21 protein-coding genes are annotated in these 21,080 nt (G+C 70.8%); 7 read left to right on the forward strand and 14 right to left on the reverse strand.

Annotation, left to right across the window (positions count from 1 at the left end):
• Positions 1-129: 129 nt before the first annotated feature.
• The 6 genes from J1M64_RS03680 to J1M64_RS03705 form a co-directional block, all read right to left on the reverse strand.
• Positions 130-1,653: an alpha/beta hydrolase gene (locus tag J1M64_RS03680; protein ID WP_307872355.1), complete on the reverse strand. Its 1,524-nt coding sequence runs from the start codon at positions 1,651-1,653 to the stop codon at positions 130-132.
• Positions 1,631-2,032: a hypothetical protein gene (locus J1M64_RS03685; RefSeq protein ID WP_154829769.1), complete on the reverse strand. Its 402-nt coding sequence runs from the start codon at positions 2,030-2,032 to the stop codon at positions 1,631-1,633. The genes J1M64_RS03680 and J1M64_RS03685 overlap by 23 nt, the downstream gene beginning before the upstream one ends.
• 143 nt (positions 2,033-2,175) lie before the next feature.
• Positions 2,176-2,742 carry a DUF1648 domain-containing protein gene (locus J1M64_RS03690; RefSeq protein WP_120286406.1) on the reverse strand — a complete coding sequence of 189 codons (567 nt, stop codon included), beginning with the start codon at positions 2,740-2,742 and terminating at the stop codon, positions 2,176-2,178.
• Between the two features lie 38 nt (positions 2,743-2,780).
• Positions 2,781-4,046, reverse strand: coding sequence for a formate-dependent phosphoribosylglycinamide formyltransferase (gene purT / locus J1M64_RS03695; RefSeq protein WP_206472861.1), 1,266 nt, complete (start codon positions 4,044-4,046; stop codon positions 2,781-2,783).
• A gap of 122 nt (positions 4,047-4,168) precedes the next feature.
• The gene (locus tag J1M64_RS03700) at positions 4,169-4,759 is read right to left on the reverse strand and encodes a hypothetical protein (protein WP_206472863.1); all 591 of its coding nucleotides are present in this window, start codon (positions 4,757-4,759) and stop codon (positions 4,169-4,171) included.
• A 30-nt stretch (positions 4,760-4,789) separates the two neighbouring features.
• Positions 4,790-5,056, reverse strand: coding sequence for a hypothetical protein (locus J1M64_RS03705; protein ID WP_206472864.1), 267 nt, complete (start codon positions 5,054-5,056; stop codon positions 4,790-4,792).
• Between the two features lie 408 nt (positions 5,057-5,464).
• Here J1M64_RS03705 and J1M64_RS03710 point away from each other — a divergent pair, with 408 nt between their 5' ends.
• The 4 genes from J1M64_RS03710 (at position 5,465) to J1M64_RS03725 (ending at position 9,229) form a co-directional block, all read left to right on the forward strand.
• Positions 5,465-6,574, forward strand: a complete 1,110-nt coding sequence (locus J1M64_RS03710) for an alcohol dehydrogenase family protein (RefSeq protein ID WP_206472866.1) — start codon at positions 5,465-5,467, stop codon at positions 6,572-6,574.
• Positions 6,564-7,595, forward strand: coding sequence for a proline racemase family protein (locus J1M64_RS03715; RefSeq protein ID WP_206472873.1), 1,032 nt, complete (start codon positions 6,564-6,566; stop codon positions 7,593-7,595). The genes J1M64_RS03710 and J1M64_RS03715 overlap by 11 nt, the downstream gene beginning before the upstream one ends.
• A gap of 102 nt (positions 7,596-7,697) precedes the next feature.
• On the forward strand, positions 7,698-8,795 hold the full coding sequence (locus J1M64_RS03720; RefSeq protein ID WP_206472875.1) for a CaiB/BaiF CoA-transferase family protein: 1,098 nt from the start codon (positions 7,698-7,700) through the stop codon (positions 8,793-8,795).
• Between the two features lie 2 nt (positions 8,796-8,797).
• Entirely contained in the window at positions 8,798-9,229 is a 432-nt protein-coding gene (locus J1M64_RS03725) for a GntR family transcriptional regulator (RefSeq protein ID WP_206472877.1), read from the forward strand.
• An 83-nt stretch (positions 9,230-9,312) separates the two neighbouring features.
• Here the strand turns inward: J1M64_RS03725 and J1M64_RS03730 are convergent, their stop codons facing one another.
• The 6 genes from J1M64_RS03730 to J1M64_RS03755 form a co-directional block, all read right to left on the reverse strand.
• Entirely contained in the window at positions 9,313-9,831 is a 519-nt protein-coding gene (locus J1M64_RS03730; RefSeq protein WP_206472879.1) for a hypothetical protein, read from the reverse strand.
• 296 nt (positions 9,832-10,127) lie between these two features.
• Complete coding sequence (locus J1M64_RS03735) at positions 10,128-10,730, reverse strand: hypothetical protein (protein WP_206472882.1); 603 nt, start codon at positions 10,728-10,730, stop codon at positions 10,128-10,130.
• Between the two features lie 159 nt (positions 10,731-10,889).
• Positions 10,890-12,176 (reverse strand): adenylosuccinate synthase, encoded by a 1,287-nt coding sequence (locus J1M64_RS03740; RefSeq protein ID WP_206472884.1) that lies wholly within the window; start codon positions 12,174-12,176, stop codon positions 10,890-10,892.
• Positions 12,177-12,283: 107 nt separating this feature from the next.
• Entirely contained in the window at positions 12,284-13,198 is a 915-nt protein-coding gene (locus J1M64_RS03745) for a biotin-dependent carboxyltransferase family protein (protein ID WP_206472886.1), read from the reverse strand.
• 16 nt (positions 13,199-13,214) lie between these two features.
• Positions 13,215-13,691 (reverse strand): carboxyltransferase domain-containing protein, encoded by a 477-nt coding sequence (locus tag J1M64_RS20295; protein WP_307872356.1) that lies wholly within the window; start codon positions 13,689-13,691, stop codon positions 13,215-13,217.
• A gap of 461 nt (positions 13,692-14,152) precedes the next feature.
• On the reverse strand, positions 14,153-15,079 hold the full coding sequence (locus tag J1M64_RS03755; protein ID WP_307872357.1) for a 5-oxoprolinase subunit PxpA: 927 nt from the start codon (positions 15,077-15,079) through the stop codon (positions 14,153-14,155).
• 56 nt (positions 15,080-15,135) lie between these two features.
• Between J1M64_RS03755 and J1M64_RS03760 the strand changes: the two genes are divergently transcribed.
• Positions 15,136-15,792 (forward strand): hypothetical protein, encoded by a 657-nt coding sequence (locus J1M64_RS03760; protein WP_206472890.1) that lies wholly within the window; start codon positions 15,136-15,138, stop codon positions 15,790-15,792.
• On the opposite strand, the gene J1M64_RS03765 is transcribed toward J1M64_RS03760, so the two are convergent.
• Positions 15,737-17,026: an aromatic acid exporter family protein gene (locus J1M64_RS03765; protein WP_185950935.1), complete on the reverse strand. Its 1,290-nt coding sequence runs from the start codon at positions 17,024-17,026 to the stop codon at positions 15,737-15,739. The two genes, J1M64_RS03760 and J1M64_RS03765, sit on opposite strands and share 56 nt — an antisense overlap.
• Positions 16,983-17,399: a DUF3151 domain-containing protein gene (locus tag J1M64_RS03770; protein WP_206472892.1), complete on the reverse strand. Its 417-nt coding sequence runs from the start codon at positions 17,397-17,399 to the stop codon at positions 16,983-16,985. The genes J1M64_RS03765 and J1M64_RS03770 overlap by 44 nt, the downstream gene beginning before the upstream one ends.
• 249 nt (positions 17,400-17,648) lie before the next feature.
• On the opposite strand from J1M64_RS03770, the gene J1M64_RS03775 reads away from it, so the two are divergent.
• Positions 17,649-19,070, forward strand: coding sequence for an NAD(P)-binding domain-containing protein (locus J1M64_RS03775; protein WP_163376306.1), 1,422 nt, complete (start codon positions 17,649-17,651; stop codon positions 19,068-19,070).
• 112 nt (positions 19,071-19,182) lie between these two features.
• A complete protein-coding gene (locus tag J1M64_RS03780; protein WP_374220839.1) occupies positions 19,183-20,868 on the forward strand; it encodes an alkaline phosphatase in 1,686 nt (561 codons plus the stop codon).
• Positions 20,869-21,080 lie beyond the last annotated feature (212 nt).

Consider the following 21,080-nt stretch of genomic DNA (forward strand, 5'->3'; position numbering starts at 1 on the left):
CCTCCCCCACGGCCCCCACGGCCCGGACCCCCTGAGATCCGCTACCGTCCCTCGGGATCGGCTGGTCCGATTCGACCAGCCGATCCGAATTCCGGATAGCGGATCGTGGGGGCTTAGCAGGTCTCGTGGTCAGTCGGTCTCGGCGATGAGCCGGCCGATCTCGTCCAGCGACACCGTGCCCGGGTCGAAGTAGCGGGAGTGGGCGCTGCGCACCGAGTCGGCGCCCGAGTCCGGCTCCGTGACGTCCACCGCGAGTCCGCCGAACTCCCCGGTGCCCGGGCGGCCGCCGAGTACGCCGGTGATCGACCACCACGGCACCGGATCCCAGCGCGAGGCGACGCCGACCACCTCGTCCTGCCCCGCCGCCCGAGCGACGCCGACCTCGTCGACCCGTTGCCCGGCGATCGAGTCGACGCCCGCGCCGGGACTGCCGACGTGGATCATCCGGTCGGCTGCCAGCCCTCCCGGGTCCTCGGCTGCCGCCCCCAGGACCGCGGACCCGTAGCTGTACCCGACCGCGACATGGGGAGCGTCGTCGCCGTCCCTGCGTTCCACCGCGTCCAACCCTGCCGCGAAGGTCCGCAGGTCTGCGGCATGCGCTCGCGCGGGTGCCGTCGAGGAGCCGGCGGTCGCGACGTCGGCGGGCGCGTCGTAGCCCTGCCACGACACCGCGACGCAGGACTCGACGGCCGCGTCGGGTGTCCAACCGGCCGCACCGGGATTAGAGGCGGCCCCTTCGAGACCCGAGGCGGCCGCCTCGCACATCGCGTCCACCCGCTCGCCGGTGCGATCGAGGGTGTCCAGCGACGACGCCGTGCCCGGTATGAGCGTGACCACCCGGTCGGCGGTGTCGGGATCGGCGCTCGCGACCACCGCGCGACCGTCCGGGTGCAGGTCGAGGAGATGCCGTCGCGGGTCGGCCTCGAGGTGCGCGGCCAACGCGGACAGGCCCCGAGCGGCACCGGCGAGCCCGTCGCCGCCGGCGCCGGTGTCGGCCGCGTCGAGCAGTCGGCGCAACCGGGTCCGGTTGATCGCATCCCGCGTCGCCGACGACAGGCCGTCCACCGATCCCAGCTCTGGGTGGTCACGGGCCAGCCTGGCCCGGTCGGCAGGCCCCAGCCCGTGCCACACTTCGGCGACCGCCCGGGGATCGTCGTCGGTCGATCCCGACAGGTCGATGCACGGGCGCGTCGCCGGATCCGTGTGCCCGGTGAGATGGTCGGCAGCTTCGCGCAGCCGCTTCGCCAGGCCGCGATCCGCCTCCCCCACCGCCATGGTGTCCCCGGTGCCGGGCGCGGCGAGTTCGTCGTCGCTCCAGCTGATCACCGCCCGCGCCAGCCGCGCCCCCTCGGCCCGCAGGACGTCGGCCACATAGAGGCAGTTGCCGGAGACCATCCTGGCCTCGGCGGCAGCGTCAGCAGCGCGGCTGCGCGCCCGGGCCCCCGCATGGCCGGACCACCCGCCCTCGTCGGCCATTCCACCGACCGCCGCGCCGCTGCCTATCCCGTCACCGGCCACCGCGCCGCCCAGTCGGCGGGCGACCATGTCGAGGTTCTCGGCCGACTCGGCGATCCGCCGACCCACCGCCGCCGCCCGCGATTCGGCGTGGTCGATCGCCACCACCAGCGCCTCAGCCCGCTGTCCCGGTGACACCGCGGGCCACCTCCTCATCCGCCTCCGCCAGCAGTCCGGCGGCCCGGGCCATCGCCTCCGCGATCCGCCGGCTCTGCGCCTCGTGCTCCCGGGCCCGCCGGGCGAGCAGGTCCGCGCACTCGGCGAGCGCGGGACCGGTGAGCAGCGCCCCCGCACCTCCGGCCGCCATGCCGGCAGCCGCCGCCGACGCCTCCTCCAGCGCCGCGACCAGATCCGCCGCACTGGCGGCCGTGTCCACGCCCGCGTCGCGGACCCGGGCCGCCTCGGCCGTCACCGCCGTCTGCTCGAACGCCAGGAGCACGGCCCCCAGCGGGCCCGCCTCGGCCGTGGCGCCCGGCGCGGCGACCCCGCCACCGGCTCGCTCCCCCTGCTCCGCCATCGTCCCCGCTCCCCTCCGGCCCGGGCATCCGGGCCGTTCGAGAGGTCACGCTATGGGCGGAGTACGACGCACAGGGCCCGCCAGCGGGGGCCTGTGGATGAGGTCGACGACCATTCACAGGCCCGGGCGAGCCGGTCCGTCTCTCAGCGCAGGTCGGGCTGTTCGGCGTACCGCCCGCCGACAAACATGCGAGCGAGCACCGCTCCCAGCCCGACGATGAAGACCACCAGGGCACCCGGAAGCGCCCACCCCGGCATCTGATCGGTCCCGGACCGGGCAGCCATCACGATGCCCACCTGTCCCGCCACCAGCAGCGCGAGCGTCAACGCGGTGATGAGCCACAGGTCCTCACGCAGCAACCTCTCGAACCTGCGCAGTCGGGCTCCGGAGGCAGTCCACCACTGCTTGTTGGGGGCGTTGATGAACTCGGGAGCCGACACCACCAGCCTCGACATGAGCGGCATCGGCAGGACGACCACCAGCGGCAGTAGCGCGGAGAACGCCAACGCGCCGTTCCTGGTCGACCAACCGTCGGCCTCGCCGCCCGCGCCGAAGTGCGTCGGCACCCGATCCGGCAGGACGGCCACCTGCCAGGCCAGCACGCCGAGCCACACCAGGATCACTGCCACGGACAGCGTCAGGATCCACGGCGCCGTCGGCTCCTTCGGCAGATCGCGTGCGTCGTCTGCCGCGGACCTCGTCGTCGTCATCTCGCGGCGCCCTCCCAACCCACGATCACCGGCCGCACCTACCTCACCACCGTCACACGCGACGCGGCCTCGCGGGCGCGCTCACGCGCGATCTCGACGTCCTCGGCGGTCGCGACGGCCACGCCCATCCGGCGGAACTCGCTGGCGGACGGCTTGCCGAACAGGCGGATGTCGGACTCCGGCACGGCGAGCGCGCGGGCGACACCCGCGAAGCCGATGCCCTCGGTGCCGTCGCCCTCGGTGCCGTCCTCCCCGATTCCCGTGCCTCCGTAGATCACCGCGGACGCGCCCGGACTGGCCATGGTGGTGACCACCGGCAGACCGAGGACGGCGCGCGCGTGCATCTCGAACTCGCTGAGCACCTGGCTGCGCAATGTCACGAGGCCGGTGTCGTGGGGGCGGGGGCTGACCTCGGAGAAGTAGACGTCGACGCCCTTGACGAACAACTCCACTCCGAACACGCCGACCCCGCCGAGCGCGCCCGTGACCCGCGCCGCGACCGACCGCGCCGAGTCGTAGGCGTCCTGGGTCATGGCCTGCGGTTGCCACGACTCCACGTAGTCGCCGCGCTCCTGGCGGTGGCCGATCGGCTCGCAGAAGTCGGTGCGGATCTGCCCCGTCTCCGGGTCGACGCTCCGAACGGTGAGCAGCGTGATCTCGTATTCGAAGTCGACGAACGACTCCACGATCACGCGCGCCCCCGCGACGCGGGCACCGGACTGCGCGTGGTTCCACGCCGTTTCCACGTCCTCGGGACCGTGGAGGGACGACTGTCCCTTGCCCGACGACGACATGGTGGGCTTGACCAGGCACGGGAACCCGATCCGGGAGCACACCTCCTGCAGCTCCTCCAGCGAGGACGCGAACGCGAAGCGGCTCGTGGGCAGGCCCAGCTCCTCGGCGGCGAGGCGGCGGATGCCCTCGCGGTCCATCGTCAGCTGCACGGCGCGGGCGGTGGGCGCGACGCGGGCGACGCCGTCCTGTTCGATCTGCGCGAGCGCGGCCGTGGCGATGGCCTCGATCTCCGGCAGGATCACCGCGGGCTTCTCCAGCTCGACGACCCGGCGCACCTCGTCGGCGTCGGTCATGTCGATGGTGTGCGAGCGGTGCGCGACCTGGTGCGCCGGGGCTCCGTCATAGCGATCAACCGCGATGACCTCGACGCCCAAACGCTGCAGCGCGATCGTCACCTCCTTGCCCAGCTCACCCGACCCGAGCAGCATCACGCGGGTCGCGGTCGACGTGCCCGGCGTGCCGAAGCGGTCCACGGTCGGCGGGGCGAGGGGATCGTGGGGGTCGGTCATGTCGACCACGCTAGTAGACCTGCGGTAACGCTCGGAGCGCGGCTGAACAGACGACCGGTCCCGGCACCGTAAGGTGCCGGGCCCGGGTGGGAGTCGCAGATGATGCCTGTTAATCCAGACGATCAGTTGGTGAGGGTCGCAGCCGTGAGAGTGCCGTTGTCCTCGTCATCGCCATCGTCGTCGCCACTGCCGCTGGCGCTGGCGCTGCCGCTGGCGGTGTCAGTGTCCTCTTCCACGTCCCCACCGTCGCCGTTGTCGACGACCTCGTCCGCGCCGTCGTCACCGAGCGAGCCGAGCAGGGTCGCGCCCATCCCGACGCTGCCGGCGCTGATGTCATCCGCCGACACGATCTCGAGAGAGCCTCCCGGGATCCGACCATTGATCTGGTCAGCGACAACCTGCGGGTCGATGCCGAAGTTGACTGTCATGGCTGCGAGCCGTTCGCCATTGTCCGTTTCCGAATCCGGCATGCAGAGCACTGCGGCCGCAGCCGACTCCTCCGGCGAGGTCGCGTCCCAAGTGATGCTCTCGCCATCAGCGACGGGCACTCCGGTCCTGAAATCGTTGTTGGCAAGAAGCAGCACCGCGCCCCCAACGTTGCCGAACCCTGACGACGGAAGTACGGCGTCGAACGCAGTTGGCTCTCCACTCTCGGTTGCGCTGAGAATCGATACGCCGCCCAAATTCTCAATCTCGATGATCTGCGGCAACATTGTGAGCCCACCGCCGGCCGAGGGGTCGAGTCAGACTTCCTCGACGGAGGCGTATGGCATTGCGAAACCGACGCAGGTCTCGTCTACCCCGGTTTCGTTTGTGTAGGTGACCGTCGGGCCACCGTCGTCATCACCGGCGACCGACACCGGACCGTTGAGGGCAGTGGCAGCGAGCTCGAGATCGGCCGCGATCTCGGAGGAGCCCTGGGCGCCGGCAATGCCGGCTCCGGCGAGAGTGGCCCCGGCGGCGAGAGCGATGGCCGAAGCGCCGGCCAAGAATCGGTTACGAACGAACATGAAGGCTCCTTGCAGTGAGGGAAAGTCACCACTCGAGGACCGCGGTGACACGTTCTGACGTCTTGGAGACGCCTGAGCGGAGTGTTGCACGGGTCACATCACAGTTCTGGTAAGCGCCGAAAACATTTAGGTACGTAAGTCTATGTTAATTTTTTTATTATCCCTGGCAACAGGCGTAACAACAGCAACAACATGGGTTGCGGACGAGCAGCATCACCCACATCGAACCCCTGGCTCCGAGCCCTAAGGCGGCGTTCACCCTCGGCCGACCAACCCCTCCGCCCGAATGGTCAACGTCGTGTAAAAATCGGTCCGCGCCGATAGACCGGGAAGGTCGACAGGTGAGAGAATTCTCGTCAAGCACCTGTGGCCTACGGCCCCGGTAGCGCGAGCGGAGGAGGAGCACCGATGCCGCCACACCCGCCGACGATGAACGCGGTACAGCTCCTGGGACACGGCGGCCTCGACCAGTTGGTGTTCTCACGCGACGTCCCCACGCCGAACGCGGGTCCGGGGGAGGTCCTGATCGATGTCCACGCCTGCGGGATGAACAACACCGACGTGTGGGTCCGCCAGGGCGCTTATGGCAGCGACACCGATCCGACGGCCGTCTCCTCGTGGCGGCGTGGCCGCTCCACACTGGAGTTCCCGCGCATCCAGGGCACCGACATCGTCGGCCGCGTCGTGGCCGTCGGCGACTCGGTGTCCGAGGACCGCATCGGGCACCGGGTGATGGTCGACTTCAGCATCTACAACAGGCCGGAGGGCGACGAGAGCCTGGCCGACATCGACTACATCGGCCACGGGCGCGACGGCGGCTACGCCGAGTACGTGGCGGTCCCCTCCGAGAACGCCTACGAGGTCACCGCCGACGTCGACGACGCCGGCCTGGCCACCTTCTGCTGCGCCTATCTGACCGCGGAACAGATCCTCGACCGGACGCGTCTGGGCGAGGGCGAACGGATCCTCGTCACCGGCGCCTCCGGAGGGGTGGGCTCGGCCCTGATCCAACTCGCTCGCGTTCGCGGCGCAATCCCCTACGCGGTGTCCAGCGCCGGTAAGGAGGATGCTCTCCGCGAGATCGGTGCCGAGGCGGTGTTCCTGCGGGACTCGGACGATCTCGTCGGCGAGGTGGCGCGGGTCGTCGACGGCCCGATCGACGTGGTGGGAGACCTGGTCGCTGGCCCGCTGTTCAACGACCTGCTGCGGATCCTGCGGCCGGAGGGCCGGTACGGCACTGCCGGGGCCATCGGCGGCCCGGTCGTGGAGCTCGACCTGCGCACCATGTACCTCAAACAGCTCGAATTGCACGGTTCCTCGCAGGGCACACGGACCGCCTTCCGACGGCTGGTCGGCTACATCGAGGACGGCCGCATCCGTCCGCTCCTCCACCGCACCTTCCCGCTATCCCAGTTCCACGAGGCGCAGCGCGCCTTCATGAGCAAGACCCACGTCGGCAACCTGGTCGTGGTTCCCGACCGACATTGGGACACGGTAGGAGCCCCCCATGGATCGTGAACGCGTCCTGGAGCTGATCGACACCCACAGCGGCGGCGACGTCAGCCGGATCGTCACCTCAGGCATCGAGCCACTGCCGGGGAGAAGCGCGTTGGAAAAGGCCCGCTACCTGGAGAAAGAGGGCGACGGTCTGCGCCGGTTGCTGCTCTCGGAACCGTACGGCGACCCAGCGATGTCGGTGAACCTCATCGTGGAGCCCTCCCATCCGGAGGCCGTGGCCGGGTACATCATCATGGAGGCGATGGGGTACCCGATGTACTCGGGCTCCAACACCATCTGCACCGCGACCGCACTCCTCCAGAGCGGAATGATCCCGGCGAACGACGGGCTGCAGGAAATCGTCCTGGAGTCCCCGGCGGGATTGTCGCGGAATACTGCGCGGATCGCCGGCGGCCGGGTGGAGTCGATCACCACACGCGGGGAGCCTGCCTTCGTCGCGGAATGCGGGCTCGTCGTGGAGGTCCCCCACTACGGCCGGGTCGGGTTCGATCTCGTGTGGAGCGGGGCCTACTTCGCCCTGATCCGCGCGGCCGACCACGGTTTCGAGCTCGCGGCCGACGAGCAGTTCGCCCTCACCGCGTTCGGTGATGCCTTCGTCCGGGCGGCCCGACCCGGACTCAGGCGGGAGCACCCCTCGCTCGGCGATGTGGGGCCGCTGCCGTTCGTCCACTTCATGGGCGCCGTGCGCACAGTGGGGTCCGGTCGGTACGAGTCGCCGTCGGCGACCTACGTCCATCCGGGCGTGATCTGCCGGAGTCCGACCGGGACCGGCACGTCGGCCAGGCTGGCCTTGATGGCCGCGCTGGGTGACGTCTCTCCCGGTGACACCCTGGACACCATCTCGCCGCGCGGGAACCGCTTCCTGGGCACGGTGGTCGAGGAATGCATGGTCGGCGACTTTCCCGCCCTGCACACCACCGTCACCGGACGTGCCCGGTTCCTGGCCCGTTCACGGATCACCATCGACCTGGACGACCCCCTGGTGGACGCCTCCGACCTGGAAAATCTCCTCACCCACTGACCTGCCGCCCGCCACGTCGGGACACCCCGGGTCAGCCTGCTCCCCCGGCTCCCGCGGAAGGGGCGATACCGTGTGTCAGAAGCCACACGAAAGGGCACACCTGTGACCAGTTCCTCTTCCGGCCCCCTGGCCGGCATCCGCGTTGTCGAACTCAATGGCATCGGCCCCGGGCCGCATGCCTGCATGATGCTCGCCGATCTCGGGGCGGACGTCGTGACCGTCATGCGCCCCGGGGAGCTCGACACCCAGGTCGGCGGCTGGGCGCACATCACCCGCCGCGGCCGGACCGTGGTGGAGGCCAACCTCAAGAGCGACGAGGGCCTGTCGCAGGTGCGCGGACTCATCGCCAAGGCAGACGTGCTGGTCGAGGGCTACCGCCCCGGGGTCACCGAGCGAATGGGCCTGGGCCCCGACGAGTGCCTGGAGCTCAACCCGCGCCTGGTCTACGCCCGCATGACCGGCTGGGGCCAGCACGGCCCGCTCGCGCACACCGCCGGCCACGACCTCAACTACATCTCCCTGACCGGCCATCTCAACGCCACCGCCCGCAAGGGCGAGCGCCCCGTGCCGCCGCTCAACCTCGTCGGAGACTTCGGCGGCGGCTCGATGTTCCTCATCCAGGGCATCCTCGCCGCGATCATCGAACGCGCCACATCCGGCAAGGGACAGGTCATCGACGCCGCCATGACCGACGGCGCCTCGGTGTTGGGCCAGTTCCAGTGGGCGATGCGCGCCCGCGGCCAGTGGTCGGACGTCGCCGGGACCAACATGCTCGACACGGGGTATCCGTTCTACGACGTCTACACCTGCTCCGACGGCAAGTACATGGCGGTCGGCTGCCTCGAGCCGCAGTTCTACGTCGAGTTCGCCCGACTGTTGGGTATCGACGGCGAGGGTATGCCCGGCCAGTTCGACATGGACCGTTGGGATGAACTGCGCGAGATCATTTCCGGGAAATTCGCCGAGAAAACCCGGGACGAGTGGGCCGCACTGTTCTACGGCACCGACGCCTGCACCACGCCGGTGCTGACCTACACCGAGGCGCTGGACCATCCGCACAACACGGCCCGCGACACGTTCGTCGAGGTCGCCGGCGACCTGGGGCCTGCGCCGGCGCCTCGATTCTCGCGCACCCCGGCCCCCGCGGTGCCGGCCGCACCCCCGACCGAGGCGACCGCAATCGACCAGGTGTGGGTCTGAGCATGAACGATCCGCGAGCCGCGTCCGGCTCGGCGGACTCCGCCCTCCCGACCGGCGGCTCCCGGGTGGCCGAGGTCGTCCTGATCGCCGATCCCGCGTCGAGCGACCCTCCGTTTCGCCAACTCAAGAGCCAGATCGTAGAGGCCGTTACAGGCGGGAAGCTCACGCCGGGCACACGCATGCCTGCCGTAAGAAAGCTGGCCGAGGAGGTGCGCGTCTCCAGTGCCACCGCGGCAAAGGTGTACCGGGAGCTCGAGGAGGCCGGCGTGCTCGAGGGGCGCGGCCGTTCGGGCACGTTCGTGGCGGCCGCCGATGCAACCGGGACCGTGCTGGCCCGGGCCGCGGAAGAGTTTGCCGAGTCAGCCGCAGGGGCGGGCTTCGGGGTCGAAGCCGCGGTGGACGCGGTGAGAAACGCGTTCAAGACGATGGGCTGACGACTCCACCCAGGGCCGAGGCCACGCCGAAAGCCCCGCCACCGTTTCCGGTGGCGGGGCGTTCGTCGCAGGTGGCTGAGCGATCAGCTACCGAGCGAACCCATATCGAGGGAGCCGGTGCCGGTCGACTCGTAGTCGATCGCGTAGAGCGGGTCGCCGAGCGGATCGCAGAAGGCGAGCGCCCCGGCAGCATAGTCAGCGTCCGCCGTGAGTTCGACACTCCACTCCGCGGTCTCCCCCGCTGCGACCTCGCCGGTGGTGTCGAAGTTGAAGGTCGGGTCGTCGGCGAGGTCCGCGTACAGGTCGCGGAGGTAGGCTTCCTGATCCTCGGCATCAGCCAGCCCGTCCTCGTTCTCAGCCAAGGTGGCGGCGTCGCCCACCCCGACGTAGCAGGTGAGATCCCGCTCAGTGTTGTTCGTCAGCGTGCCCAGGGCGCCCGCCTCGTTCGCCTCACTGATCGTCAGAACGAGGTCCGGCGCCTCGGCCGACGACCCGAGCGAGCCCAGCGACTGTGCCTGGGCGACCCCGGCGCCGCCCAGGGCTGCAGCGGCGCCGAGCGCCACGGTGGAAAGGGATGCACCAAGCTTGGTGGAAAGACGCATGAGAAAATCCTCCTTGCGTTCGAGATGGCGGCCGAATCTCGGCCACGGTCGCCGTGGCTAACCAAGTAAACACTGCCTGTGAACCAGCTCATGACCTTAATTTTCTGAGTTGTTACTCATCGGACACCGACTCTGCCCCGGCGCAGTCCGGTCCAGGGTGCACGCCTCCGGGGACGAGGATGCGGCCCTTCGGAAACGCGTCCGTCGGCGCCGAGCCACGTTCTCGGCCAGACCCCGCGAACACATCTCACCCCCGGCGCAGCTCGGGCGCCGGGGGTGAGGTGGGTCCGGTCTCGTCAGCTGCCGAGCGAGCCCGTGGTCTCAGCCACCGAGCCCGAGCTGCCGATGCCGGCAAGAGCGGAATCCAGCGATCCGAGGCCGGCCGGAACGCCGGCCCCTGCCGAGATCTCGACCTCGACGTACGGATCGTCATCCATCCCCTGAGAGCTGCACACCGTGAGAGCAGCCGGGGAGAACGAGTCATCTGTGAGCATGCCCTCGACGACCCCGCCGATCGCACCTTCTGTCAGCTCTGCGGTCTCACCATTCTCGACCATTCCGCCGAAGTACCCGATCTGCCCCTTGCCCGCAGCCTCCACCAAACGCGCCGTCCAGCTCGGCGAGAGAGCGCTGTTGATGTCCACCTTCTTCGCGTAGCCGTAGAGGTCGGAGACCAGGCGTCCCGTACCCACGAACGAGTAGCACATCAAATCCTGGCCCGACTTGTTCGTGTAAGTCACCTTGGTGGCCTCGCCCTTGCCGCTGACGCTCACACTGCTGGGACTGTTGAAAACGGGCTCGATGTCCTGGGCACCGGCCACCCCGGCGCCAGCGAGGGCGGTGGCTGAGGCGATGGCAGTGGCTGCGGCGGCGACGCCGAGGCGGGTGAGGGAACGCATGTGGTGCTCCGATCTCGAGAGGCGGCGACCGGTCAGTCGCTTGCCAGGAGTCCACCCGATTCGGCGTCACCGCACTATCGGCCATTCATGCGACATGTGTCGTACGTTCACACCAAACCGAGCCGCCCCAGCCACACACGCCTCAGCCGCCCCATGAGATCACCCCAGGATGTCGCGCCGCACTACGTTCTGGTCGCGGCCGGGGCCCACGCCGATGTACGACATGTGGCAGCCGGCGAGTTCCTCGAGGCGCAGCACGTAGTCCCGGGCCTCGACGGGCAGGTCGCTGAACTCGCGCGCCCCGGTGATGTCGGAGTCCCAGCCGGGCATGGTCTCGTAGATCGGCGTGGCGTGGTGGAAGTCGGTCTGCGTCATGGGCATCTCGTCGTGCCGGACGCCGTCGACGTCGTAGGCCACGCAGATCGGGATCTCGCCGATGCCGGTGAGCACGTCGAGCTTGGTGAGGAAGTAGTCGGTGAACCCGTTGACGCGCGCGGCGTAGCGGGCGATCACGGCGTCGTACCAGCCACAGCGGCGGGTGCGGCCGGTGTTGACGCCCACCTCACCGCCGGTGACCTGCAGGTACTCGCCCCACTTGTCGAACAGCTCGGTGGGGAACGGCCCGGCGCCCACGCGGGTGGTGTACGCCTTGACGATGCCCAGCGAGTGCGTGATCCGGGTGGGGCCGACGCCCGCGCCCACGCAGGCCCCGCCGGCGGTGGGGTTGGACGAGGTGACGAACGGGTAGGTGCCGTGGTCGACGTCGAGCATGGTGGCCTGCCCGCCCTCCATGAGGACGGACTCGCCGCGGTCCAGCGCCTGGTTGAGCATCAGGGTGGCGTCGCAGACCATGGGCCGCAGCCGGTCGGCGTAGCCGAGGAAGTACTCGACCATCTCCTCGACCTCGACCGCTCGACGGTTGTAGATCTTCACCAGGATCTGGTTCTTGAGGTGCAGCGAGCCCTCGATCTTCTGGCGCAGGATCGACTCGTCGAAGATGTCCTGCACGCGGATGCCCACGCGGGAGACCTTGTCGGCGTAGGTGGGCCCGATGCCGCGGCCGGTGGTGCCGATGGCCTTCTTGCCCAGGAAGCGCTCGGTCACCTTGTCCAGCGCCTGGTGATACGGCGCGACCAAATGTGCGTCGGCCGAGATGCGCAGGCGCGAGGTGTCGGCGCCGCGGGCCTCGAGTCCGTCGATCTCCTCGAACAGCGCCTCGAGGTTGACCACCACGCCGTTGCCGATCACCGGGGTGGCCGTGGGCGACAGGATGCCGGCGGGGAGGAGCTTGAGCTCGTACTTCTCGCCTCCCACCACCACGGTGTGGCCCGCGTTGTTCCCGCCGTTGGGCTTGACCACGTACTCGACGCGGCCGCCCAGGATATCGGTGGCCTTACCCTTGCCCTCGTCGCCCCACTGGGCGCCGATCAGAACGATCGCTGGCATGGTTCGCTTTCACCTCGAAATGAGTCGTCTACACGGTGAGGGACGGGCACATTGTCGTGATTCCGCGCACACCAGCGCTCCAGAGTAGTCGCATCCGCGTTCTCACCCTAGTCGCCGACCCCCCGCAGCCTGCGCAGTCGCACGGGCGTTCCGGGCAGGAGCTGCGAGATCCTGTCCGCCGAGCGGGCGGTGAGCACCCCGATCACCGGGTAGCCGCCGGTGACGGGGTGGTCGGGGCCGAACACGACGGGTGAGCCGTCAGCGGGGATCTGCACCGCGCCGCGCACCATGCCCTCGCTGGGGATCTCGCGCGTGTCGAGGCGCGGGACGGGCCGGGCGGGGTCGATGCGGACGCCCACCCTGTCGGCGTGCCCGCTGACGTGCCCGGTCGCGGCGAGCACGTCCCACGCGGCGGGCGGGAACAGGTCGTCGCGCGGCCCGGGGATGACGTCCAGCTCCACGGATTCCCTGGCGCCGGTGACCGCGCCCCCGCCGACCACACCCCGGCCGGCGGCGACCTCCCACCCGTCGGCCCACGGTCCCACCACGGCGTCGCCGACGTCCAGCACGTCGCCGGCCACGACGGGCGGTGGACCCAGCCCTGCCAGGGTGTCGCGCGATCGACTGCCCAGCACCGCCGGCACGTCGATCCCCCCGCGGACGCCCACGTAGCTGCGCACCCCGGCGACGGGCCGGCCGATCTCCAGCGACGACCCGGCGTCCAGTCGGAGGACCTCGCCGGTGGCGACGGTCCGTCGGGAACCGTCGGGGGTGACGACGACGACGAGGGCCTCCGCTCCCGTGACCGCCACGATCGCGGGCTCATCCGTCATGACCGTCAGCCCGCCGAGCAACACCTCGAGCACGGCGGCCGCCGGGTCGGTGCCGACGGCCCGCAGGGCGGTGGCCGCGGCGGCGCGGTCGGCGGCCCCGGAGGCGGTCACCCCGACCGAGGCGTGACCGGGGCGGCCGAGGTCCTGCACGAGCGCGGACGGTCCGGCCCGCAGCACGAGCAGGCTCATCGGGGCGCGTCCGGGCTCATCGGGACTCGCCCGAGCGCCCGCGGTCGTCCCCGGATCGCCCGCCCACCTCGCGGAACCGGACGGCCATCCCGGGGGAGAGCAGGGCCGGGTCGGGCCGGTCGAGGTCCCACAGTCGGGCGTCGGTGGTACCGAGCAGTTGCCACCCGCCGGGTGAGGCCCCGGGGTAGACGGCGCAGAAGCGGTCCGCCAGGCCGACAGACCCGGCCCGGACCCGCGCCCTCGGCGAGTCCAGCCGTGGCACCGCAGGCAGGGCGGACTCCATCGACGGCCCCTCGGCCGCCTCGGTCACACCCGCCCCGCCCGCATCCAGTTCCCGCGCGTCGACGAGGTAGAAGAAGCCCGGCGCGAACCCACCGAACGCGGCCCGCCACGTGATCGAGGTGTGCGTGCGGACCAGCGCCTCGGTGGACATCCCGGCGAGGTCGGCGACCGCGGCCAGGTCGGGCCCGTCGTAGCGGACGTCGATCGTCACTCCTGCCACCCCGCCTTCCGCACCTGCCCCCGAGCCCGCTTTCGGGCCCGCATCAGCGCCTGCATCCGATCCCGCATCCGAGCCCGCAACCCCGCCTGCACTCGCGCCCGCATCCCCGAAATCCGCTACTCCCTCTACGGATCCGCTATTCGGATCAGAAGCGCCGATCCGGAATCCGGATAGCCGATTTGAGGAGGGCAGATTTCGGGAGGGCAGATTGCCGGAGGGCTGCGGAGCGACGGGCTGATCAGCGGGGCCCGCGAGCAGGGCCTCCAGTCGCCGCCGCAGCTCGGGCAACGCAGCGGCCTCGCGCACGGTCACCAGCACCGTGCGGGCCGCGGTCACCACGTCGAGAGGCTCCGGCCGCATCTGCCCGCAGACCGGACAGCGCAACAGCGGGACGACCCGCTCGAGGGCCCCGGGGCCCGGGCCCGGGCCCGCGGGCGGCGTCGGGCCGCCGCTCACGGGCGGGGCCGGTCCGCGAGGTCGCGGAGCACCGCCGGCCCGTCCCCCACCGCATCACGCACGGACCCACCCGCCACGGGGCCGCGCGGCGGGACGTGAGGCGCGGCGAACGGCGCCACCTCCACGCCGGCCTCCTCGAGCGAGGCGCGCACGCGGCGCGCCAGGTCGACGGCGCCGGGGGTGTCCCCGTGCACACACACCGAGGCGGCGGCCACCACGACCCGCGCTCCCTCGGCGGTGGTGATCGACTCCCCCGTCGCCATGCCCACGACGCGCTCGGCGACCTCGTCGACATCGGTGATCACCGCGCCCGGCTCGCCGCGGGGCACGAGCGTGCCGTCGGGCCGGTACCCGCGGTCGGCGAACGCCTCCGTCACCGTGGGAACGCCAACGGCCGCGGCGTGGGACAGCACGACCGCGCCCGGCAGGCCGAGGATCGGCACCGGCTCCTCATTGGCGAGGTCGGCGTACCGCACCACGGCGTCCACGACACCCGCGGCCTGCTCCGGATCGTGGACGATACGGTTGTAGAGCGCGCCGTGTGGCTTGAGGTACCGCACCCGCGTGCCGTGCCGTCGCGCGGCCATGTCGAGCTCGACGAGCTGGAACTCCACGAGCCGGGCGACCTCCTCGCGGTCGAGGTCGTGCTCGATACGCCCGAAGTTGGCGCCGTCCCGGTACGAGGGGTGTGCCCCCAGGGCGACCCCGCGGTCGGCGGCCGCGACGGCCGTGGCGATCATGGTGGGCCGGTTGCCCGCGTGGAAGCCGCACGCGACGTTGGCGGACGTCACCACGTCCAACAGTGCGGCGTCGTCGGGATCCGGCCCGGCGCCGGGTGCGAGTGACGCGGGCCACCGCGGCGTCCCCCGGCGGGCCTCGCCGAGGTCGCAGTTCAGATCAATCCTGCGCGCCTGTCCAACCACGCTTCCATCCTGCCCCAGGTTCGCCCCCGCCATCAGCTGCGGTCATGATGGAGGTCATGATCGTCATCCGCTGCGGCTCGGCCCCGGTCCCGACGGTTCTCGGTGAGCGCCCCCGCATCCAGGTCAGCGAGGTGCCGACCAAGGACGAGGTCAACCGCGCGTTGGCCGAGGTGGGCCCGGGGCGTCGACTGGTCCTCTGCGGCACCGACGCCGCGTTGGCCGCCGTGCTCACCCGCCTGCTGCGGACCGAGAACCTCGACGCGGAGATCGCCTACGTCGCCGACGAGCCCACCCCCGCCACCCGCGCGTACGGGCTGCCGACAGGGTCGGAGGCGGCCAAGCTCGGCATCCGCGGCACGTCGCGTGAGGTGCCGCTCGTCCGCGACGAGACCGGGACCGCCCTCGTCGGCGAGGCCCTCGTACGCGGCCCCGAGGGCGACCGACTCGTGGGCGAGGCCTACGCCGACGACACCGTGGTCTTCTCCGGCGAGACGGACACCCTCACCGTCCGGCCCACACCCGAGCTGCCCGGCGTCCGGGCCACCGCCACGCGGCCCCGCAGGTTGCGTCGCCGTCAGTGGGTGGCGGCCCGGGCGGTGCAACTGGGCACCGAGGCCGGCCTGCTCACCCGGGACGGACTCACCGGTCGGCGGGCCATCAAGAGGACGACTTTCTATCGTCATACCGAGCCATGGAGGCTCGTGTCGCCCTGAGCGGCGGCATCACCGACGCCGGTCGGTCCGGCGCGTCCGGCCACTCCTCCGTCAGTTCCGGCTCGACGGCGGGATTGCGGACGGTCGGCGGCAGCGTGGCGAGGGCCGAGATCTTGCTCAGCCCCGCGACCTGCATCATGTCCACCAGGATCGAGCGCAGCTGGGCCAGCATGACGGTCTCGGTCAGGCCCGACCCCGTGATCAGCTCCCGCTTGGCGCGCGACGCGACCGCCCGCAACTCGCGGTGGACCTCAGCGTCCGTGGGCGCGTCGGAGTCCGCGGCCACCCGCCGGGTGAGCACCTCCAGAGCCCCGGCCAGCGCCGCGATCAACGAACTCAACGCGGGCGGTACGTCCACCTGATCGTCCGCCGCCACGATCGCCCGGCGCGCGAGGACACGGATGTTGCGGATGCCGTTGTCCAACGGGTTGAGCATCGCCGTGAGGACGATCTCCTCCGGACGCCGCCGCCGGTAGAACGGGGAGATCCGCACCAGTTCCCGCGCCCCCGCGAGCTGCTCGGAGATCGCATCGACGGCCGGCTGGGTGTCACGGGCGTCCTGCAGGGCGGAGCGGATGAGTTCCGAGTCGCGCCGTTCCAACCCGTCCGCGACCTCGGCGAGCACCGACGACGCCACGCCCAGCAGCGATGCCGCCTCCCGGCGGGCGCGGCGCAGGGGATGGACGGGCATGAGCGCCATCGCGGCCAGCGCGACCACCCCGCCCACCGCCGCGTCGAGCATCCGCTCGTAGCCGCCCGCGCTGCCCGGCGGCAGGATCGTCGCCACGAGGATCGCCGAGGAGGCCGCCTGGGTGCCGGTGATCGCCCCCCGGTCGACGAACACCGCCGCCGACATCGCCAGGATCACCACCAGAGCGATCTGCCACGCCCCGGAGCCGATCTCCCGGATCAGCAGGTCACCGAACCCGACGCCGACGATGACGCCGAGCACCAGCTCGACACCCCTTCGGACGCGACGCCCCATACCGGTGCCCAGGGCTATGGCGGCCGCGATGGGCGCGAAGAAGGGCGCCGAGTGGTGCAGCACGTCGTGCGCGAGGAACCAGGCCAGTCCCGCGGCGAGACCGCACTGCAGGATCGGCAGGAACGCGTAACCGAGTCGCCGGGCGCGCGCCCTCAGCGGGCCCGGCAGCGCGGCGTAGACGCCCAGCGCGCGGGCGTCCAGTCGGTCACGCCAGGCCGAGAGACGCGGCGGCGTGCGGGTCTGACTCATTGACCAGGTCCAGACAACGGATGCACTCGTCCTCCTCACCGATCGACTGCGCGGCGCGGGCCAGCGCGGCGACGCAACGGAGGAAGCCGCGGTTGGGTTCGTGGTCGTACGGCACCGGTCCGAAGCCCTTCCAGCCGTGGCGCCGCAGCTGGTCCAGCCCGCGGTGATACCCCGTGCGGGCGAACGCGTAGGCGCTGATCACCTCGCCGGAGTCGAGTGCGCGCTCGGCGAGCTCGGCCCACGCGATCGAGGCGGTGGGATGGGAGGCCGCCACGGTGCGGGGATCCTCCCCCGCGGCGACGGCGGCCTCCGCCTCCGGGTCACCGGTGAGACGGGTGGGCGGGGGGCCGAGGAGATCTCCGAACTGGGTCATGCCCCCATTGTCCACTAATCCGCCGCATCGCCTCCCCTGCCCCCATTTGCTAAGGTCGAGGGCATGCGGCGCCCCGGACGGGGCGCCGTGCGCTCGTCGCGGGCAGTGGTTTCACGCCCCTTCGGAGTGATAGTGGTCCCGGTGTCGAGGCCCCGTTACGCGGACTCATCCAGTCCCCGCGTCGGACGAGCTTCCACCGGCACCAGTCGGAGCGAACGAACAGGCCGAACGTGGGCCGGAAGGAAAACTGTGTCTAGACAGCGTATTGCGATCATCGGAGCCGGGCCGAGCGGAATGGCCGCCCTCAGGGCGTTCGAATCGGCCCAGCGGTCCGGGGCCAAGATCCCCGAGATCGTGGCCTACGAGAAGCAGGACGACTGGGGCGGCCAGTGGAACTACAACTGGCGGTCGGGCACCGACAAGTACGGCGAGCCGGTCCACTCCTCCATGTACCGCAACCTGTGGTCGAACGGCCCCAAGGAGGCGCTCGAGTTCGCCGAGTACACGTTCGACGAGCACTTCGGCAGGCCCATCTCGTCGTATCCGCCGCGTGAGGTCCTGTGGGACTACATCGACGGCCGGGTCCAGGGGTCCGACGTCAAGGACAAGGTGCAGTTCTCCACGGCCGTCCGTTGGGTGGACTACGACCGCGATCTGGACACCTTCACCGTCACCGTGGAGAACCTCAGGTCCGGCAAGACGACCTCGTCGGAGTTCGACCGCATCATCGTGTCCACCGGCCACTTCTCCTACCCGAACCTGCCGGACTTCAAGGGCATCGGGACGTTCCCCGGGTCGATCCGCCACGCCCACGACTTCCGCGGAGCGGAGAAGCTTGCGGACAAGCGCGTGCTGCTGATCGGCGCCTCCTACTCCGCCGAGGACATCGGCGTGCAGGCCTTCAAGATGGGCGCCCGGTCGGTGACGATCTCCTATCGCACCGCCCCCATGGGCTACGACTGGCCGGACGGGATGGAGGAACTGCCGCTGGTCCAGCGGTTCGACGGCGAGACCGTCCACTTCACCGGCGGCCAGACCCGCGAGTTCGACGCCGTGATCCTGTGCACCGGCTACCTCCATAAGTACCCGTTCCTGCCGGCGGACCTGGCCCTGCAGTCGCCCAACAACATCTACCCCGCCGGCCTCTACCGCGGCGTGGTGTGGCAGAAGAACCCCAAGGTCTACTACCTCGGCGCCCAGGACCAGTGGTTCACCTTCAACATGTTCGACGCGCAGGCCTGGTATGTGCGCGACCTCATCCTGGGCCGGGCCAAGCTGCCGTCCGCCGAGGAGCGGGTCGCCCACATGCGGGCCTGGCGGAACCGCTTCCAGGAGTTGGACGGGGACGCCGACGACGTGCGCTTCCAGGCCGATTACGTCCGCGATCTCATCGAGGCCACGGACTACCCGATGTTCGACCTCGACGAGGTGGTCGAGATCTTCCTCGCCTGGAAGAAGGACAAGAAGAAGAACATCCTGACCTACCGGGACAAGCCGTACCGCTCCGTCCTCACCGGCACCATGGCGACCGTCCATCACACCCCGTGGCTCCAGGAGCTGGACGACTCGCGCGAGCGGTACCTCTCGACTCCGGAGAAGACCGAGATCGAGGAGCTCGTGGTGGGCGCCGACACCACCCCGGGACAGGACGCGCAGGTCGCCGGCGAGTGAACCGTCGGTGACGTCTGGGGCGAATCCGCTCCCGGACGTCACCCGAGGGGACAGACTTGAACGCGTGACCGCGTCTCCCGCCCCCTCGCCCGAGTCTCCCGGGTCGGCCCACATCGCCGGAACCGCCCGCATCGCCGATTCCCATCCCACCGGTGGCATCGGCAGGCGCTCCCTCCTCCGGGCCGGAGCGCTGGCCGGTGCCGCCGTCGGGACCGGTGCCCTGGCCGGACGCACCGCCGTCGCCGGGGCCGAGCCCGGCATCGTCTTCCGGCACGGTGTCGCCTCGGGCGACCCCATGGCGGACCGCGTCATCCTGTGGACGCGCGTGACGCCCACCCCGTCGGCGAGCCCCGGTTCCGGGATCGGTGACCCCGTCGTCGTCGCCTGGGAGGTCGCCACCGACCCGGGGTTCACCTCCCTCGTCCGCACGGGGTCCGTCGTCACCGACGCCGGCCGCGACCACACGGTCAAGCTCGACTGCACCGGACTGGCGCCGGACCGCTGGTACCACTACCGCTTCCGCGCGCTCGGTCAGGTCTCGCGGACCGGGCGCACCCGTACCGCGCCCGCCGACGGCGCCATGCCCGCCACCGGCCGCTGGCGCGTCGGCGTGGTGTCGTGTTCCAACTGGGAGGCCGGCTTCTTCTCCGGTTACCGCCACCTCGAGGCGCGCGGGGACCTGGACGCGATCATCGAGCTCGGTGACTACATCTACGAGTACGGCCGCGGCGAGTACACCGCCGCCATCGGGGCGATACGCCCGCACGAACCACCGCACGAGATCGTCACCCTGGCCGACTATCGGATCCGGCTGGCGCAGTACCACACCGATCCCGACTTGCAGTCCCTGCACGCGCACGTCCCCTGGATCTGCACGTGGGACGACCACGAGCTGGCCAACGACTCGTGGGAGCACGGTGCCGAGAACCACCAGCCGCACGAGGGCCCGTTCTCCGACCGCAAGGCCGCGTCCTCGCAGGCGTACTTCGAGTGGATGCCGGTCCGGCCGGAGTCCCTGCGCGACGGCGGGCACCTGTACCGGCGCCTGCGTTGGGGGTCGTTGGCCGAGATCAGCATGTTGGATCTGCGCTCGTACCGCTCCGAGAGTCCCGATCGGTTCAACGGTCTGGCGATCGACCAGACCAACACGATGACCGGCGCCGAGCAGTTCGACTGGCTGGCCCGCGGGCTGCAGTCGTCGACCGCCCGCTGGAATGTCATCGGCAACTCGGTCATGGTCTCGCCCGTGCTCATCCCGCCGTTGGATGCGCGGACGACCGGCGCGCTCACCGAGCTCCTCGGGGTCCCGCGGGAGGGCATCACCTACAACTCGGACCAGTGGGACGGGTACGCCGGGGAGCGCCGCCGCCTGTTCGAGGTCATCCGCGCCACCGGCAACCGCAACCACGTCTTCCTCACCGGCGACATCCACACGTCCTGGGCCAACGAGGTGCCGTTCGACCCGGCCGACTACCCCGGGGCCGGCACCGGGGCGGTCGAGTTCGTCACCCCGTCCATCACGAGCAACAACATCAACGACATGGTGGGCGGACTACCCGAGGGCAACCCGCTCTCGCTGGCCGCCCAGGGCGCGCTGACCGCCGCGAACCGGCACGTTCGCTGGGCCGATCTCGACCGCCACGGCTTCACGGTGGTCGAGTTCACCAGCGATTACGCCCACGCCGACTACTGGGCGCTCGTGGCCCGCGAGGACCCGAACAGTGGCGCCTACCCGATGGCGAGCTGGCGCACCCGGCACGGCACCGACCGCCTGGAGCCCGCGGGCCCGCTGTCCTGATCGGGCGGACTGTCGCGGCGGCAACGCGCCCGCATCCCGGAGTCAGCGCCCCTGCACCCCCGGAATCACAGGTCGGTCCGCTACGGTGGCGGGTCGACGCGGCCCGTCCGGGGCCGGCGACGCGCACCGGGAGTAGTAGATGACGACGACGAGCCAGCAGCCGGCCGCCGGGGAGCCGAACCCCGCGGGACAGCCGGGCGGGGGCCCGGAGG

This window comes from Dietzia sp. KRD202 (assembly GCF_017168155.1).
Classification (GTDB): Bacteria; Actinomycetota; Actinomycetes; order Mycobacteriales; family Mycobacteriaceae; genus Dietzia; species Dietzia kunjamensis.